Here is a 14,033-nt window from a genome sequence, read left to right on the forward strand (position 1 = left end):
CCCTTGCCCTGCGTGGCGCGGATCGCGGTGCACAGGTTGGTCTTGCCCGAGAGGCAGCTTTTGCACTGGCGGCATTCCGGCGTGTAGAGCGGGATCACGTGATCGCCGGGCTTCACCGAAGTCACCCCCGCGCCCACCTCGCGCACGATCCCCGCGCCTTCGTGGCCGAGCACGGAGGGGAAGATGCCCTCGCTGTCGAACCCGTCGAGCGTGTAGGCATCAGTGTGGCAGATGCCGGTGGCCATGATCTCGACCAGCACTTCGCCGGCCTTGGGGCCTTCAAGGTCGAGCTCCACGATTTCGAGCGGCTTCTTGGCTTCAAACGCAACGGCGGCGCGGGTCTTCATGGGTAGTCCTCCCCCGGGGAAAATGTCTGCCCTGCCGATAGGCAAAGCGGGGCCTCTGTTCAATCAGGTTCGCGGCTCAATCAGCCTCTCTTAGGGCGAGCATGAGCATTAGCGCTGCGGCCATGACCGAACCGCATGCCATGATCGCCGAGACGGTGAACAGGCTGAGCCCGCCCGCGGTGAACAGGGTGCCCGCGAGAATGGGCGAGCCTGCCGAACCGATCCGCCCCGCGCCGATGGCAAAGCCGGTGCCGGTGGCGCGCACGTGCGCCGGGAAACCGTGGGCAAAGGCGCTGTAGAAACCGACAATCGCGGCATTGGTGGCAAAGCCGGTGCAGAACACCGCAAAGCGCCAGCCGACCAGCGTCGTATCGCTGCCGCCCAGCCCGAACACCGCAACCGCCGCCGCGCCGAGCAGCAGCATGACGATGGTCGGCCACTTGATCCCGAAGCGGTGCATGAGGAAGCCGAACAGCCCGCCCCCTGTCGCCCCGCCAATGTTCGCCCAGACCAGCACGCTGGCCGCCTGCGGCGCGGCAAAGCCGAAGTCCGCCACGATCTTGGGCGACCACTTGAGGATGTAGTAGAAGGTGATCGCGTGGAGCGAATAGCCCAGGGTGAGGATCATCGTTGTGCCGATGAGGCCGGGCTTCAGGATATCGAGCACGCTTGCCTTGGCATCGCGCTGATCGACCGGCGGCAGTGCTTCGATGCCGGGGAGGCGCAGCTTCGCCATCGAGGCATTGATCCGCTCCAGCGCACCCGCAGGCCGCCGCGCGAGCAGGTAAGCCGGGGTTTCTGGCACGAAGAACCAGATCAGCGGAATGAACACGACCGTGGCAATCGCGCCGAATTCGAACACCACGCGCCAGTCCCCGCTCTTGAGGAGCAGCGCCGCGATCGTCCCGCCAATCGTCGCGCCCAAGGGATAGCCGATCACCATCAGCGACATCGCGAGGCTGCGGCCCTTGGCGCTCGAAAGCTCCGCCGTCACCGCGTTGATCGCCGCCAGCATGCCCCCGATGCCGAGCCCGGTGATGAAGCGCCAGAGCCCCAGGATCTGCGGGTTCTGCGCCGTGGTCGCCAGCCACATGCCGCCCGCCATCACGACGAGGCAGCCCAGCATCGTCGGCCGCCGACCCAGCTTGTCCGCCGCGCCGCCGAGCAGGATCGAGCCGACGCCCATACCGACGAGTTCCATCGCCAGAACGACGCCGAGCGCATCGCGCGCAATACCCCATTCCTTGGCAATGCCGGGGGCAGCAAAGGCGCTGGAAAGCACGTCGAAGCCATCAAGCGCATTGAGCGCGATCATCAGCACGACGGCGATCCACTGCGCCGCGCTCATCGGCGTCTCGCGAATGATCTCGCGCGGGTCGGTGTTCATTTCATTCTCCCCGAGGACATCGCTGTCCGATTCATCTCGTCTTTTTTTCGTCACCCCGGACTTGATCCGGGGTCCCGCTTAGTGCCGCCCACGCCGCGCCCGCCTTCAAAAGCGGGACCCCGGATCAAGTCCGGGGTGACGCATGGAAGCTGGTGGCTTCTATTCATGAATCCGCGAAAGCAGCTCGATCAGTTGCCGCACTTCCTTGTCGGTAAAGCGGCTCTTCACCCAGGCCTCATGTTCGCCGATCGCCGTCTTCGCCCGCGCCAGCATGGCCTTGCCCGGTTCTTCGAGATAGAGCGCCTGCTTGCGCCCGTCCTTGTCAGACCGGTCACGCCGCAGGAAGTGCTTGGCCTGCAGGCGGTTGATGATCGCCATGGTCGTCGCGCGGTCCATGCGCAGGCGCTGCGCCAGATCGGTCTGCGCGATGCCCGGATGGTCGTCCACCAGCCACAGCACCGAGACCTGCTTCTGCGTGAGATCGAGATCGGTGAACGTCTCGGTGAAATGCCGCAAGCAAGCCCCGTGCGCGAGGCGGATGTGGAAGCCCAGAATGTCCTTGATCGCGCCGATATCGGCCTCGCCGTCCGGCGGAGGCGGAGCAGTCAACACATCTGCAAACTTGTCCTTGATCAATGCCGCATCCCCATCGGCGCCTTTAGTTGCGCCTTGCCTATTCGTTAGCAACACTTACAATCACCAACCAAGCAAAAAAGCCCGAGAGGACCTCGCGATGGCCCAGTTTCCTTCAAGCCCCAGCTTCACCGGATTCAACACACCCTCGCGGATCGAGGCCGACATTGCGAACCTCGCGCACGAAGGCACGATCCCGCAAGAGCTAAACGGCGCGTTCTTCCGCGTCCAGCCCGACCCGCAATTTCCCCCACGTTTGGGGGATGATATCGCGTTCAACGGCGACGGGATGATCACCCGCTTCCACATCCACGATGGCCAGGTCGATTTCTGCCAGCGCTGGGCAAAGACCGACAAGTGGAAGCTGGAAAACGCCGCGGGCAAGGCCCTGTTCGGGGCCTACCGCAACCCCCTCACCGACGACGAGGCGGTGAAGGGAGAGTATCGCGGCACGGCCAATACCAACGCCTTCGTCTTCGGCGGCAAGCTCTGGGCCCTCAAGGAAGACAGCCCTGGCCTCGTGATGGATCCGGCAACGCTCGAGACGGCAGGCTACGAGAAGTTCGGCGGCAGGATGACCGGGCAAACCTTCACCGCCCACCCCAAGGTCGATCCGAAGACCGGCAACATGGTCGCCATCGGCTATGCCGCCAGCGGCCTTTGCACTGACGACGTGACCTACATGGAAGTGAGCCCCGAGGGCGAGCTGATCCGCGAGGTGTGGTTCAAGGCGCCCTACTACTGCATGATGCACGATTTCGGGATCACCGAGGATTACCTCGTGCTCCACATCGTCCCTTCGATCGGCAGCTGGGAGCGGCTGGAGAAAGGCCTGCCCCACTTCGGCTTCGACACGACGATGCCGGTCTACCTCGGGATCATCCCTCGCCGCGACGGGGTGCAGCAGGAGGACATCCGCTGGTTCAAGCGCGACAACTGCTTCGCCAGCCACGTGCTCAACGCCTGGCAGGAAGGCAGCAAGGTCCACTTCGTCACCTGCGAGGCGAAGAACAACATGTTCCCCTTCTTCCCCGACGTCCACGGCGCGCCGTTCAACGGGATGGAGGCGATGAGCTATCCCACCGACTGGGTCGTCGATATGGCGAGCAACGGCGAGGACTTCGCCGAGATCGTGAAGCTCTCCGATTCGATGGGCGAGTTCCCCCGCATCGACGACCGCTTTACGGGTACGAAGACGCGCCACGGCTGGTTCCTCGAAATGGATGTGCGCCGCCCGGTCGAGCTCAAGGGCGGCAGCGCCGGCGGCCTCATCATGAACTGCCTGTTCCACAAGGACCTCGAAACCGGCGCCGAGCAGCATTGGTGGTGCGGCCCCGTGAGCAGCCTGCAGGAACCCTGCTTCGTTCCCCGCAGCAAGACCGCGCCTGAAGGCGACGGCTGGATCCTCCAGGTTTGCAACCGGCTGGAGGAACACCGCAGCGATCTTCTGATCTTCGATGCGCTGGAGATCGCCAAAGGCCCCGTCGCCACGGTGCAGATTCCCATCCGCCTGCGCTTCGGCCTGCACGGCAACTGGGCAAATTCGGACGAAATCGGCCTCGCCGCCTGAAGGGGCTTCCCGACCGCTCCGGTTATTGCTATTTCTCATAACAATAACCGGAGAGGGAGAAACTGATGTCCGTTCGCTTCTGGCAGGCCGTTCTGGCGGCAAGCGTTGCTTTGGCCCCGGTGGCCGCCGCCGCGCAATCGGCTCCTGCAGGCCCCTCCGCCGCCGTCATCAGCATGCGCGAGCAGTGGCTCAACCCGGCGATCAACAGCTTCACCTTCCGCGATACCGACAAGGTCTTCGAAAGCCGCGCCGTGCCGCGCTCGGGCCCGGTCACGCCGCTCGCCAGCGGCGCCCCGCTCGCCATGCCGCAGCACCAGTCTGCCACGGGCGCGATGGGCTACGATGCCTGGGCCGACCGCACCTTCACCAACGCGCTCATGGTCATGAAGGACGGCAAGGTCGTCTTCGAGGACTATCGCAACAAGTCCGACGCCACCACGCACTTCATCTCGTTCTCGATGGCCAAGACGATCACCGCACTGCTCGTCGGCATCGCACTGAATGAAGGCAAGATCCGCTCGCTCGATGACAAGGCGGGCGACTATGTCCCTGAACTCAAGGCGGGCGGTTATGGCGACGCCACTATCCGCCAGATCCTGCAGATGCGCTCGGGCGTGGATTATGAAGAGCGCTACGATTTCGGAGCCAATCCCAGTCTCGCCGCGACGATCCACATGAAGGCCATCGTGCGCAATCAGATCCGCTTTGCCGATCCCGCAGTAACCATCGGCAAGAAGACCGCGCCGGGCAGCACCTTCAACTACGCCACGCTCGATACTGCCGTGCTCGGCTGGATCCTCGAGCGCGCAACGGGCGAAAAGCTCGAGACCTACACCGCCAGCCGCCTGTGGGGTCCGCTCGGCGCCGAAGCGGGCGGCTTCTGGCTCGCCGATGGCCCCCCGGGCACCGGCCGCGCGCTCAACGGCATGGGCTACAACGCGGTGCTGCGCGATTTCGCGCGGCTCGGGCAGATGATGCTCGATGGCGGCAAGTCGGGTAGCCGCCAGGTGATCCCGGCTGGCTGGGTCAAGGAAATGACCACGATGATCCCCTTCCCTGCCAGCTATGGCCGCAAGGCGGAGTTCGAGGGCTATGGCTACCAGACCTGGCAAGTGGACAAGGAACCCGGTGCCTATAGCGCGGTCGGCCTCGCCGGGCAGTTCATCTATGTTCACCCCGCCACGCGCACGGTGATCGTGAAGCTGAGCTACAACCCGCCGATCGAGCCCGAATGGCTGACGGGCGAAGTCATCGACTACTTCCACGCCATCGCGCGCACCCCTGCCCGCCCCTGATCCAACCCCGACGCCTGCAGGAGCCTTTCGCATGACTACCATCCGTGCCGCCGTCTGCCATGGCGGAGACAAGCCCTTCACCATCGAGCTGGCCGAAATCGATGCCCCGCGCGCGGGCGAAGTGCTGGTGCGGATCGTCGGTGCCGGCATCTGCCACACCGACATGGCCGCGCGCGACCAGCAGGTGCCCGTGCCCCTGCCCATGGTGCTCGGCCATGAGGGGTCGGGCATTGTCGAGGCTGTCGGGCCGGACGTGACCGAAGTCGCGCCGGGTGATGCGGTGATCCTCACTTTCGCCAGCTGCGGCGCCTGCGCGAATTGCAGCGATCACGCGCCCGCCTATTGCTACCAGTTCGGCCTCTACAACTTCAGCGGCGGCAGGCCCGATGGCAGCAAGGCCTTCACCATGGCGGGTGGCCCGCTGCACAGCCACTTCTTCGGCCAATCGTCCTTCGCCACCCATGCCCTCGCCAGCGAGCGCAACGTGGTGAAAGTGCCCGCCAGCGCAGCGCATGTGCCGCTCGATCTGCTTGGCCCGCTCGGCTGCGGCTTGCAGACCGGCGCAGGCGCGGTGCTCAATTCGATGGCGGTCAAGCCGGGCCGCGCGCTGCTGGTGATCGGCGCCGGCGCGGTGGGGCTTTCCGCCGTGATGGCCGGAAAGATCGCCGGTGCGAACCCGATCATCGCGGTTGACCTCCACGACAACCGCCTCGCCCTCGCGCGCGAGCTTGGTGCGACGCACGCGGTAAAAGGCGGCCCCGATCTCGAAGCCGCCCTGCGCGAGATCTGCCCGGATGGTCTCCACTATGCTTTCGATACGACCGGCATCGCGAGCCTGATCGAACTTGCCTTCTACCTCCTCGCCCCGCGCGGCGTAGTCGGGCTGGTCGGCGCGGCCGATCCCGCCGCCATGCTCCACCTCAACGAGATGGCGCTGATGGGCGGCGGCAAGCGCGTCATGGGCATCCTTGAGGGCGACAGCGATCCCAAGGTTTTCATCCCGCAGCTGATCGAGCACCATGTCGCCGGGCGCTTCCCCTTCGACAAGCTGGTCGAAACCTTCGCCTTCGAAGCCATCAACGCCGCCTTCGCCGCCGGGGAAAGCGGGCGCGTGATCAAGCCGATCCTCAAGGTCGCATGATCAAGCCCGAACTCGAATTCGTCTACGAGGCGACCGGCGATCTCGAACCGCCGGTGCCCATCGGCACGACTTATGATGGCACGCGGCGGATTATTCCGATTGTCGGCGGCGGGCGCGTCGAAGGGCCGCGCATCAAGGGCAAGCTGATCGGCAATGCGGCGGACTGGCAGCTCACCCGCCACGACGGCGTGACCGTTGCGGACGCGATCTACGCGCTGGAAACCGATGACGGCGTCGTGATCCAGATCCGCAACCGCGGCCTGCGCCACGGCCCGCCTGAAGTGATGGCGCGGCTCGCTGCGGGTGAGGAAGTGGACCCGTCCGCCTACTATTTCCGCACCGTGCCCGAATTCATCGCGCCCGAAGGCCCCTATGGCTGGATGAACCGTTCGATCTTCATCTGTTCGGGCGCGCGCTATCCGCTGGGCATCAAGCTGTGGGTGTGGCGCGTGCTCTGATTGCGGGCTAAGGCGTGTCTTATGGCACGCAAGCACAACAAGGGCGGATGGCGCGAGGACGATGAGGACGAGGCTGCCGAGGCCGCGCCCCCGCCGCCTTGCTGGCTCTGCGGCCGGCCCTGCGGTTCAACGATCGTCTGGCATCATCCCGTGCCCAAGAGCCGCGGCGGGCGCGAGACAGTGCCGATGCACGCGATCTGCCAGAACACGCTGATCACCAACTTCACCAATTCAGAGCTGCAGCGCGCCGGAATGGACGTCGAAGTACTGCTGGCGAACCCGGCTGTGCGCAAGTTCGTCGACTGGGTGGCGAATAAGGACCCCGATTTCAACGCGAGCATTGCCAAGAAGGGGCGGTAAGATGACCACGCATCCTCTCGTCAGCAGTTTCTACGATCGTGTCTGGAACAGCGGCGACCGCGCGGCCCTCGATGATCTGGTGACGAACGACTTCCGCTTCCAGGGCTCGCTCGGCGCACCTATCGTAGGCCGGGATGCGTTCTGGCAGATCGTCACCATGGTGCGCACAGCCCTCTCCGGCTATCACTGCGCGATCGAAGCCTGCGTTTCGGAGGAGGATCAAGCGTTTGCCCGGATGACGTTCTCCGGAACGCACACCGGCCCGTTCCGCGGCTTCGCGCCGTCCGGGCGGCAAGTAAGCTGGGCCGGGGCCGCACTGTTCGGTTTCGAAGGTGGCCGCATTGGCGAGATCTGGGTGCTCAGCGACACCGCCGCGCTGGATGCGATCCTCGCTGCCAATGCCGAGGCGGAGTCTGCAGGGCGGCCATAAGCGACTGTCCAGCCATCCGCATTTGCCGTGAAGTGCTTACTCGGCGGCTTTGTCCTTGACCTTAGGCCAGTTTTCCTCGGCGCGGGAAATCGTGCCGGCAACGTCCTTGTCGAACAACTTCTGCACGTCCGCACTGTAGTTCACATAAAGCTTGCCGTTGACGACCCGGCCCGTTCGGGGATCGGCATCGACCTTCTCACCAAAGGATGTGCCAACAGCGCAGAAACCGCCGAACTGGGGCCGGTATTTGACGGGATCGGCAAGAAACGCCTGTTTGTGCGCTTCGCTTGCGAAGTGATAGCTCACGCCGTCCACTGTGGCCGTGATTTCGGCGAGGCCCTCGGTCGGCATGCCGGTTTCGAAGTAGGCAACCGGATCATACCCACGCAATGCGAGGCCGGTCTTGTCGGTGTTCACGGCTGACGTGGAGCCCACCACCGCTGCATGCACCGCAGCAGGGATGCATAGGGCTGCGGGCGCAGCAAGCGCAAGAACCGCCGCAGCGAAACGCCGATAGAATGAGGTTGCCATGCCGGTACTCCCGCGTGTTGCGCAATCGTGCGCTGGTCAAGGGAGCTTCGGGAAAAATGCGAGCCAGGTTACATTGCGCGCGGATCGAAGCGCTGTCGTGATGGTTGCAATCACCCCCCCGCCCGCGCCAGCAAGCCCTGCTCATCCCGCTCCGCCCGCCGCGCGATCAGCAGCATCAGCACCGCGATCGGCACGGCCACCCAGTTGATGCTCAGCATGGCAAAGCGCAGGTTGCCCGTCGCATCCGATAGCAGCCCCACCACATAGGGCCCGATGCCAAGCCCCAGGATCGTCATGACCAGCAGATACAGGCTCGAGGTCAGCCCGCGCATCCGGGGCAGCACCTGCTCGTACATGATCGCGTAAAGCGGCGGCATCCAGCCGGTGAGGATGAAGCTGTAGGGCAGGAAGCGCCAGAAGAAGCTCTCGGCATCCGGCGCGGTATAGACCCACAGCGACATCAGCGGCGAGACCGTCATCGCAAACAGCGCCACGCCCGCGCGGCCCGATCCCGGCCAGCGCTTCTGCAGCCAGTCCGACAGCGGCCCCCACAAGAGCGGGCCGATGATCCCCATGCCCGCCGAAAGCAGGCCAAACTTGAGCGCCGTCTCGCCCAGCGAGAGGTGATAGGTGCGGATCAGGAAGGTGGGGTTGAACGCCATCATCCCGTAGTTGAGCACCGATTGCAGCGTGCCAACCGCCATGCACATGATGACGGTCGGCGAACCGCGGATCACCCGGCTGGCCTGCGGATCGCTGAGGCTCACGCCTTGCACGAGGTTGACGATCACGACGAGGCCAAGGCCGATCACCGACCACTGCAGCGCATGCGGATTGATGGCGACGCTGCCGAATACGAGCGGCGGGCGCGGCGAGATGGCGGTACTCGCGACCGTCAACATGATCATGACCGCAGCGATTCCCGCGATCAGCGAAAGGTTACGCGCGATCATCGCGGGCGCGGCGCGGCGCGCTCGCATCACGATCAGGTGGAAGCCCGGCGTCACCGCGCCGAGCATTTCGAGGCTGGCGGCGAACGGGCGCGGATCGGGCGGGGTGGCGATGCCGTCCATCACCCCGCGCTCAGGCTCGCGCAGGGTCCACAGGAATGCGGCCAGCACGAAGCCCGGTGCCGCCGCGACAAGAAAGGCAAACTGCCAGCCCCTCAGCGCCGCGCCGGGATGCGCCTGATCCCACCAGTTCGCCGCAAGCCCGCCGAGGATCAACGACCCGCCCAGCCCCAGCGCAATGGCCGAGGCCATGACCGCCATGGCAAAGCCGCGCTTCTGCCGGGGCCAGTAGTCATAGAGCAGCGAGGTGCCCGCCGGAGACGTCGCCGCCTCGCCGATGCCGACGCCGAGCCGCGAAAGCGCGAGCATCGCAAAGCTCGTCGTCAATCCCGCAAGGCCCGTCGCCGCAGACCAGAACAGCAGGCTGATCGCCAGCAGCCGCGTGCGCACCCAGCCATCCGCCAGCCGCCCCACCGGCAGCGAAAACAGCGCGTAGAACAGCGCGAAGACGGTGCCGTAGAGCAGCCCCATCTCGGCATCGCCGACGCCGAGGTCCTTCTTGATCGCAGGCGCGAGGATCGCGAGGATCTGCCGGTCGAGCAGGCTCATCGCCTGCGTCAGCGCGAGGAGGACGAGCGCATAGCGCCCGCCCTTGGCCACCGCCGTCGGCAGGCTGGGCGCGTTCAAGCGAGAGCCGCCGCGATCGTGTCGGCAATCGGCGTCGTCGGCCTCCCGATCAGCCGCGAAAGGGTCCGGCTGTCGTCAAACAGCGCGTCCTGGCTCGAGGCGAAGCTCGAATTGGCCAGCATCGCCGCCAGCCAGCCCGGCAGGCCCACGCCTTCGAGCGCCGCCGCATAGTCGGCCTGGCTCATGTCGACATAGGCAACCGGCTTGCCGGCAAGGCGCGCCACGTGCGCCGCGAAATCCGCCATGGTGAAGGCCTCGTCGCCCGCCAGTTCATGCACATCGCCACCCGCGCCATCCACCAGCGCCGCCGCCGCCGCCGCCGCATAGTCCGCGCGGCTGGCCGAACATATCCGCCCCTCGCCCGCAGCGCCGATGATGGCGCCGTGTTCGATCGAAGGCGCCAGCGCGCCGGTGCAGTTCTCGTTGTACCAGCCGTTGCGCAGCAGGATGTGCGGCACGCCGCTCGCCGCCAGCGCCGCCTCGGTCGCACGGTGTTCCTCGGCAAGGCCGATCGTCGAAGTGGGCGCATGCAGGATCGAGGTATAGGCCATCAGCCCGACGCCCGCTGCCTTCGCCGCATCGATCACCGCCTGATGCTGCGGTCCGCGCTTGCCCACTTCGTTGGCCGAAATGAGCAGCAACCGGTCCACGCCTTCCAGCGCAGCCGCATCGACCGCATCGTAATCAAACGCCCGCACCGAAACGCCTGCTGCCGCGGCATCTGCCAGCTTGGCCGGATTGCGCACCAGCGCGACAACGTTTGCCGCGCCGACCTTGGCCACGAGGGCCGCCAGCACGAGCTGACCCAATTGTCCCGAAGCACCTGCGACTGCGTAGATCATCGGTCTCTCCTTCAGGTCAGAGCTTGAACCAGCGCTCGGCATTGGTCTGGAAGAACTTCTTCTTGGTCTCGGCGCTCATGTCCATCGCGTCCATCGCGCGCACTTCATCCGCCACATACTGATAGGGATAGTCCATCGCATAGAGCACGCGGTCCTCGCCCACCACCTGCTGGCAGAACTTGATCGCCGGTTCCCACGCCATGCCCGAATTGGTGATCAGCACGTTGGAGCGCATGTATTCGGCGATGGTCTTCTTCAGCGGCTTCATCCGCTCATAGCGCTGCGAGCGCACGCCGGCCTGGTGCATGTAGTCCAGACGGTAGAGCCAGTAAGGCAGCGCCTCGCCCATATGGCCGACCATGATCTGCAGGTCCGGGTACTTGTCGAAGATGCCGATGGTGATGAGGCGCAGCAAGTGCATGCCCGTCTCCACCCCGAAGCCGAAGATCGCGCCGTCGAGCCCGGCTTCCAGCATCGGCCCGATCATGCTGTCGGGCGATGTGGCCGGATGGATATAGAGCGGCTGGCCCACATCGACGAGCGCGCGGAAGATCGGATCGAACTTGGGGTCGTCGAGATACTCGCCCTGCGTGTGGCTGTTGATCTGAATGCCCTTGAAGCCTAGCTCGGCTGCCCCGCGCCGGATTTCCGCTGCGGACCATTCCGGGTCCTGCGGCGCCACGGTGCCAAGCCCGATGAAGCGGTCCGGATACTTCGCGCAGGCCTCTGCCAGACGGTCGTTGGCTCGCGTCGCAATGCCCCTCGCTTCCTCCACATCAAGCATCGGCTGCACGCCCGGCGAGGTCAGCGCGAGGATCGCCTTGTCGATCCCTGTCGCGTCCATGTCGGCAATCCGCCGCTCACCCAGATCGAGCAGCCGCTCCATGATCTGCATCGCGCGTTCAGAAGGGCTCGTGGCATAGAAACCCCAGAGCGAGACCATCCCCTTGTCCGCGGTGCCATCGCGGATCATGCGCAGGAACACGTCGATCTGTTCCTGCGTGGCAAAGGCTTCCTCGGTGGCGATGCGCAAGTAGCCCTTGTCGCCGCCAGTCTTGAGTTCGGTCATCCTCTTGTCCTTATCCTTCGTGGACCGCCTTGGTCACCATGCAGGCGAGCACGCCCTCCGGCCCGTCTTCCGATCCATGGCCCGACCAGCGCACGCCGCCGAAGGGCGAATCCGAACCGCCGATCATCGTCGTGTTGATGCCCACCATCCCGGCCTCGATCTCGCGCGCGAGGCGCTGCTGGCGCTTGCCATCGGTAGTCCAGGCGTATGCGGCAAGGCCATAAGGCAGGCGATTGGCCTCGGCGATCATCGCTTCCTCATCGGCATAGCGGTTGATCAGCGCCACAGGGCCGAACGGTTCCTCGTTCATTATCAGCGCATCCAGCGGAATGTCCGACAGCACCGAAGGCGCATAGAAATAACCGGCATTGCCGATTCGCTCGCCGCCGGTGTGGAGCGTCGCCCCGCGCGAGACGGCATCGCCAATCAGGCGGTCCATCGCTTCAGGACGGCGCGGGTTGGCCATCGGCCCCATGCGCGTCGCATCATCCAGCCCATTGCCGACAGTGATCGCCCTCGCCCGCTCGGCAAAGGCATTGCGGAAGCGGTGGTAAGCGCTTTCCTCGACAATGAAGCGCGTCGGGCTCACGCAGACCTGCCCGGCATTGCGGTACTTGTGCGGCACAACCGTATCGAGCACCCGGTCCAGATCGCTGTCGCCGAACACCAGCACCGGGCCATGCCCGCCCAGTTCCATCGTCGTGCGCTTCATGTCTTCGGCGGCGAGCTTGGCCAGGTGCTTGCCCACCACGGTCGAGCCGGTGAAGCTCAGCTTGCGGATCACCGGCGAGCCAAGCAGATGCCGGCTCACTTCATCAGGCACGCCGAACACCGCCTGCGCCACGTCCGCCGGCAGCCCCGCATCGAGCAGGCACTGCAGCACGCCCAGCGCCGAAGCCGGGGTCTCCTCCGCCGCCTTCAGGATCACCGAACAGCCCGCCGCAATCGGCGCGCCGAGCTTGCGCCCCGGATTGCCCAGCGGGAAGTTCCACGGCGCGAAGGCCGCCACCGGCCCGACCGGCTCGTGCGTCACCGTCGAGCGCAGGCCCTCCGGCCGCACCAGCGCGCGGCCATAGAGGCGGAACACCTCGCCCGCGTAGAACTGGAACAGCCCAATGTTCATCAGCACTTCGATGCGCGCTTCCGCCAGCGGCTTGCCCTGCTCCAGCGTGGCGATCCGGGCGAGGTCTTCCTGCCGCTCCAGCATGAGCCGCGCCGCGCCATTGAGCACGGCGGCGCGCTGCTGCGGTGTCGATTTGCGCCACAGCTTGAACCCCCGCTGCGCCGCTTCCAGCGCGCGGTCGAGATCGGCGGCATCGGCCAGCGGCAGCTCGGCCAGGGTCTCACCCGTCGCGGGATTGACCACCGCATGGGTGCGTCGCCCTCCGCCGGAAACACGCTCCCCGGCGATGATCATGTGCAGCGATGGGTAAGCGGTCACGCCCATATCTCCAGCTTTTCTTGCCCCCCTCCCGCTTGCGGGAGGGGTCGGGGGTGGGCCTTCAGCCCTTGGCCTTTTCCCGGTCGATATCACCCTGCCAGCGCTGCGCCACGATTTCCTCGCCGGTCACCGGATGCGGCATGTGGAAGGGCACCAGCTTGTGCGTCGGCCAGAGCCAGTGATCTTCGATCAGCGCGTCAGGCCCGGTCGGGTCAGTGGGATAGGTGACCTTGGGGAACGGCACATATTCGTGCGGCGTGTTGGCCCAGCCGTGTTCGAAATCGGCGTGCCATTGCGGCATGTAGTTGAGGATGTGGATGCGCCACACGCCGTCCACCTTCTTGTAGGTGTTCTCGTAAATGCCGCCTTCCCACCACTGGCGCGCCTTCAGATGGGGGGCATCGCCTTCATAGTCCTTGTGGCGCCCGGCCTGCATCATCGAACGCGCGCGGGCGAGCGCCGTCACGCCGTCCTGCTGGATATGGATGATGTCCTGCAGTTGCGGGTGATCGAGCAGGAAGCCGTCGATCGGGCCGTTGTTCCCATAGGTGAAGCGCTTCTGGAACCGCTCGCAATAGAGCCGCTTGACGCCTTCCTTGCCCTTCCAGATCCCGCCGAAGAAGCGCACTTCGCCATCGTCGGTGAAGAGGTCCGCCGTCTCGAGGTACAGGCACTTGTCGATCAGATAGCCATAGAGGTGCTGCAGCTTGCGGATATCAAGCTCGTCCTCGCGCACGGTGAGGCGGCGCTCCAGCTCGGCCAGCTTGCCTTCCAGCGCGGCAATACGGTCTTCGGACATCGGCTTCTCCCAATTAGTTCGTATACCTAACAA

General features: G+C 65.3%; 15 protein-coding genes. 6 read left to right on the plus strand and 9 right to left on the minus strand.

What is annotated here, in order from left to right; all coding sequences use genetic code 11:
• The 3 genes from K5Q19_RS16750 to K5Q19_RS16760 all read right to left on the minus strand — a co-directional run.
• Nucleotides 1-347, minus strand: a 347-nt coding sequence (locus K5Q19_RS16750; RefSeq protein ID WP_292947581.1) for an alcohol dehydrogenase catalytic domain-containing protein, incomplete at its 3' end; no start/stop codon positions are given.
• A gap of 76 nt (nucleotides 348-423) precedes the next feature.
• Nucleotides 424-1,734, minus strand: a complete 1,311-nt coding sequence (locus K5Q19_RS16755; RefSeq protein ID WP_292947583.1) for an MFS transporter — start codon at nucleotides 1,732-1,734, stop codon at nucleotides 424-426.
• Nucleotides 1,735-1,893: 159 nt separating this feature from the next.
• A complete protein-coding gene (locus tag K5Q19_RS16760) occupies nucleotides 1,894-2,346 on the minus strand; it encodes a MarR family transcriptional regulator (protein WP_292947658.1) in 453 nt (150 codons plus the stop codon).
• Between the two features lie 121 nt (nucleotides 2,347-2,467).
• Here K5Q19_RS16760 and K5Q19_RS16765 point away from each other — a divergent pair, with 121 nt between their 5' ends.
• The 6 genes from K5Q19_RS16765 to K5Q19_RS16790 all read left to right on the plus strand — a co-directional run bounded on the left by K5Q19_RS16765 (nucleotide 2,468) and on the right by K5Q19_RS16790 (nucleotide 7,621).
• Complete coding sequence (locus tag K5Q19_RS16765; RefSeq protein ID WP_292947586.1) at nucleotides 2,468-3,937, plus strand: carotenoid oxygenase family protein; 1,470 nt, start codon at nucleotides 2,468-2,470, stop codon at nucleotides 3,935-3,937.
• Between the two features lie 65 nt (nucleotides 3,938-4,002).
• The gene (locus tag K5Q19_RS16770; protein WP_292947589.1) at nucleotides 4,003-5,232 is read left to right on the plus strand and encodes a serine hydrolase; all 1,230 of its coding nucleotides are present in this window, start codon (nucleotides 4,003-4,005) and stop codon (nucleotides 5,230-5,232) included.
• Between the two features lie 31 nt (nucleotides 5,233-5,263).
• Nucleotides 5,264-6,373, plus strand: coding sequence for an NAD(P)-dependent alcohol dehydrogenase (locus K5Q19_RS16775; protein ID WP_292947592.1), 1,110 nt, complete (start codon nucleotides 5,264-5,266; stop codon nucleotides 6,371-6,373).
• Nucleotides 6,370-6,831: a DUF3237 domain-containing protein gene (locus K5Q19_RS16780; RefSeq protein ID WP_292947595.1), complete on the plus strand. Its 462-nt coding sequence runs from the start codon at nucleotides 6,370-6,372 to the stop codon at nucleotides 6,829-6,831. The genes K5Q19_RS16775 and K5Q19_RS16780 overlap by 4 nt, the downstream gene beginning before the upstream one ends.
• Before the next feature lie 21 nt (nucleotides 6,832-6,852).
• Nucleotides 6,853-7,191: a hypothetical protein gene (locus K5Q19_RS16785; protein ID WP_292947598.1), complete on the plus strand. Its 339-nt coding sequence runs from the start codon at nucleotides 6,853-6,855 to the stop codon at nucleotides 7,189-7,191.
• A gap of 1 nt (nucleotide 7,192) precedes the next feature.
• Nucleotides 7,193-7,621 carry an ester cyclase gene (locus K5Q19_RS16790; protein ID WP_292947600.1) on the plus strand — a complete coding sequence of 143 codons (429 nt, stop codon included), beginning with the start codon at nucleotides 7,193-7,195 and terminating at the stop codon, nucleotides 7,619-7,621.
• Nucleotides 7,622-7,657: 36 nt separating this feature from the next.
• Here K5Q19_RS16790 and K5Q19_RS16795 read toward each other — a convergent pair whose 3' ends face one another.
• From K5Q19_RS16795 to K5Q19_RS16820, 6 genes are all read right to left on the minus strand, one after another.
• A complete protein-coding gene (locus K5Q19_RS16795) occupies nucleotides 7,658-8,152 on the minus strand; it encodes a YHS domain-containing (seleno)protein (RefSeq protein WP_292947603.1) in 495 nt (164 codons plus the stop codon).
• Nucleotides 8,153-8,262: 110 nt separating this feature from the next.
• Nucleotides 8,263-9,849, minus strand: a complete 1,587-nt coding sequence (locus K5Q19_RS16800; RefSeq protein WP_292947606.1) for an MFS transporter — start codon at nucleotides 9,847-9,849, stop codon at nucleotides 8,263-8,265.
• Nucleotides 9,846-10,691, minus strand: coding sequence for an SDR family oxidoreductase (locus K5Q19_RS16805; RefSeq protein WP_365759966.1), 846 nt, complete (start codon nucleotides 10,689-10,691; stop codon nucleotides 9,846-9,848). The genes K5Q19_RS16800 and K5Q19_RS16805 overlap by 4 nt, the downstream gene beginning before the upstream one ends.
• 16 nt (nucleotides 10,692-10,707) lie before the next feature.
• Nucleotides 10,708-11,760, minus strand: coding sequence for an amidohydrolase family protein (locus K5Q19_RS16810; RefSeq protein ID WP_292947609.1), 1,053 nt, complete (start codon nucleotides 11,758-11,760; stop codon nucleotides 10,708-10,710).
• 10 nt (nucleotides 11,761-11,770) lie between these two features.
• A complete protein-coding gene (locus K5Q19_RS16815; protein WP_292947612.1) occupies nucleotides 11,771-13,201 on the minus strand; it encodes an NAD-dependent succinate-semialdehyde dehydrogenase in 1,431 nt (476 codons plus the stop codon).
• A gap of 61 nt (nucleotides 13,202-13,262) precedes the next feature.
• A complete protein-coding gene (locus tag K5Q19_RS16820) occupies nucleotides 13,263-14,000 on the minus strand; it encodes a nuclear transport factor 2 family protein (RefSeq protein WP_292947615.1) in 738 nt (245 codons plus the stop codon).
• Nucleotides 14,001-14,033: the final 33 nt, after the last annotated feature.

This window comes from Novosphingobium sp. (genome assembly GCF_019748365.1).
GTDB lineage: Bacteria > Pseudomonadota > Alphaproteobacteria > Sphingomonadales > Sphingomonadaceae > Novosphingobium.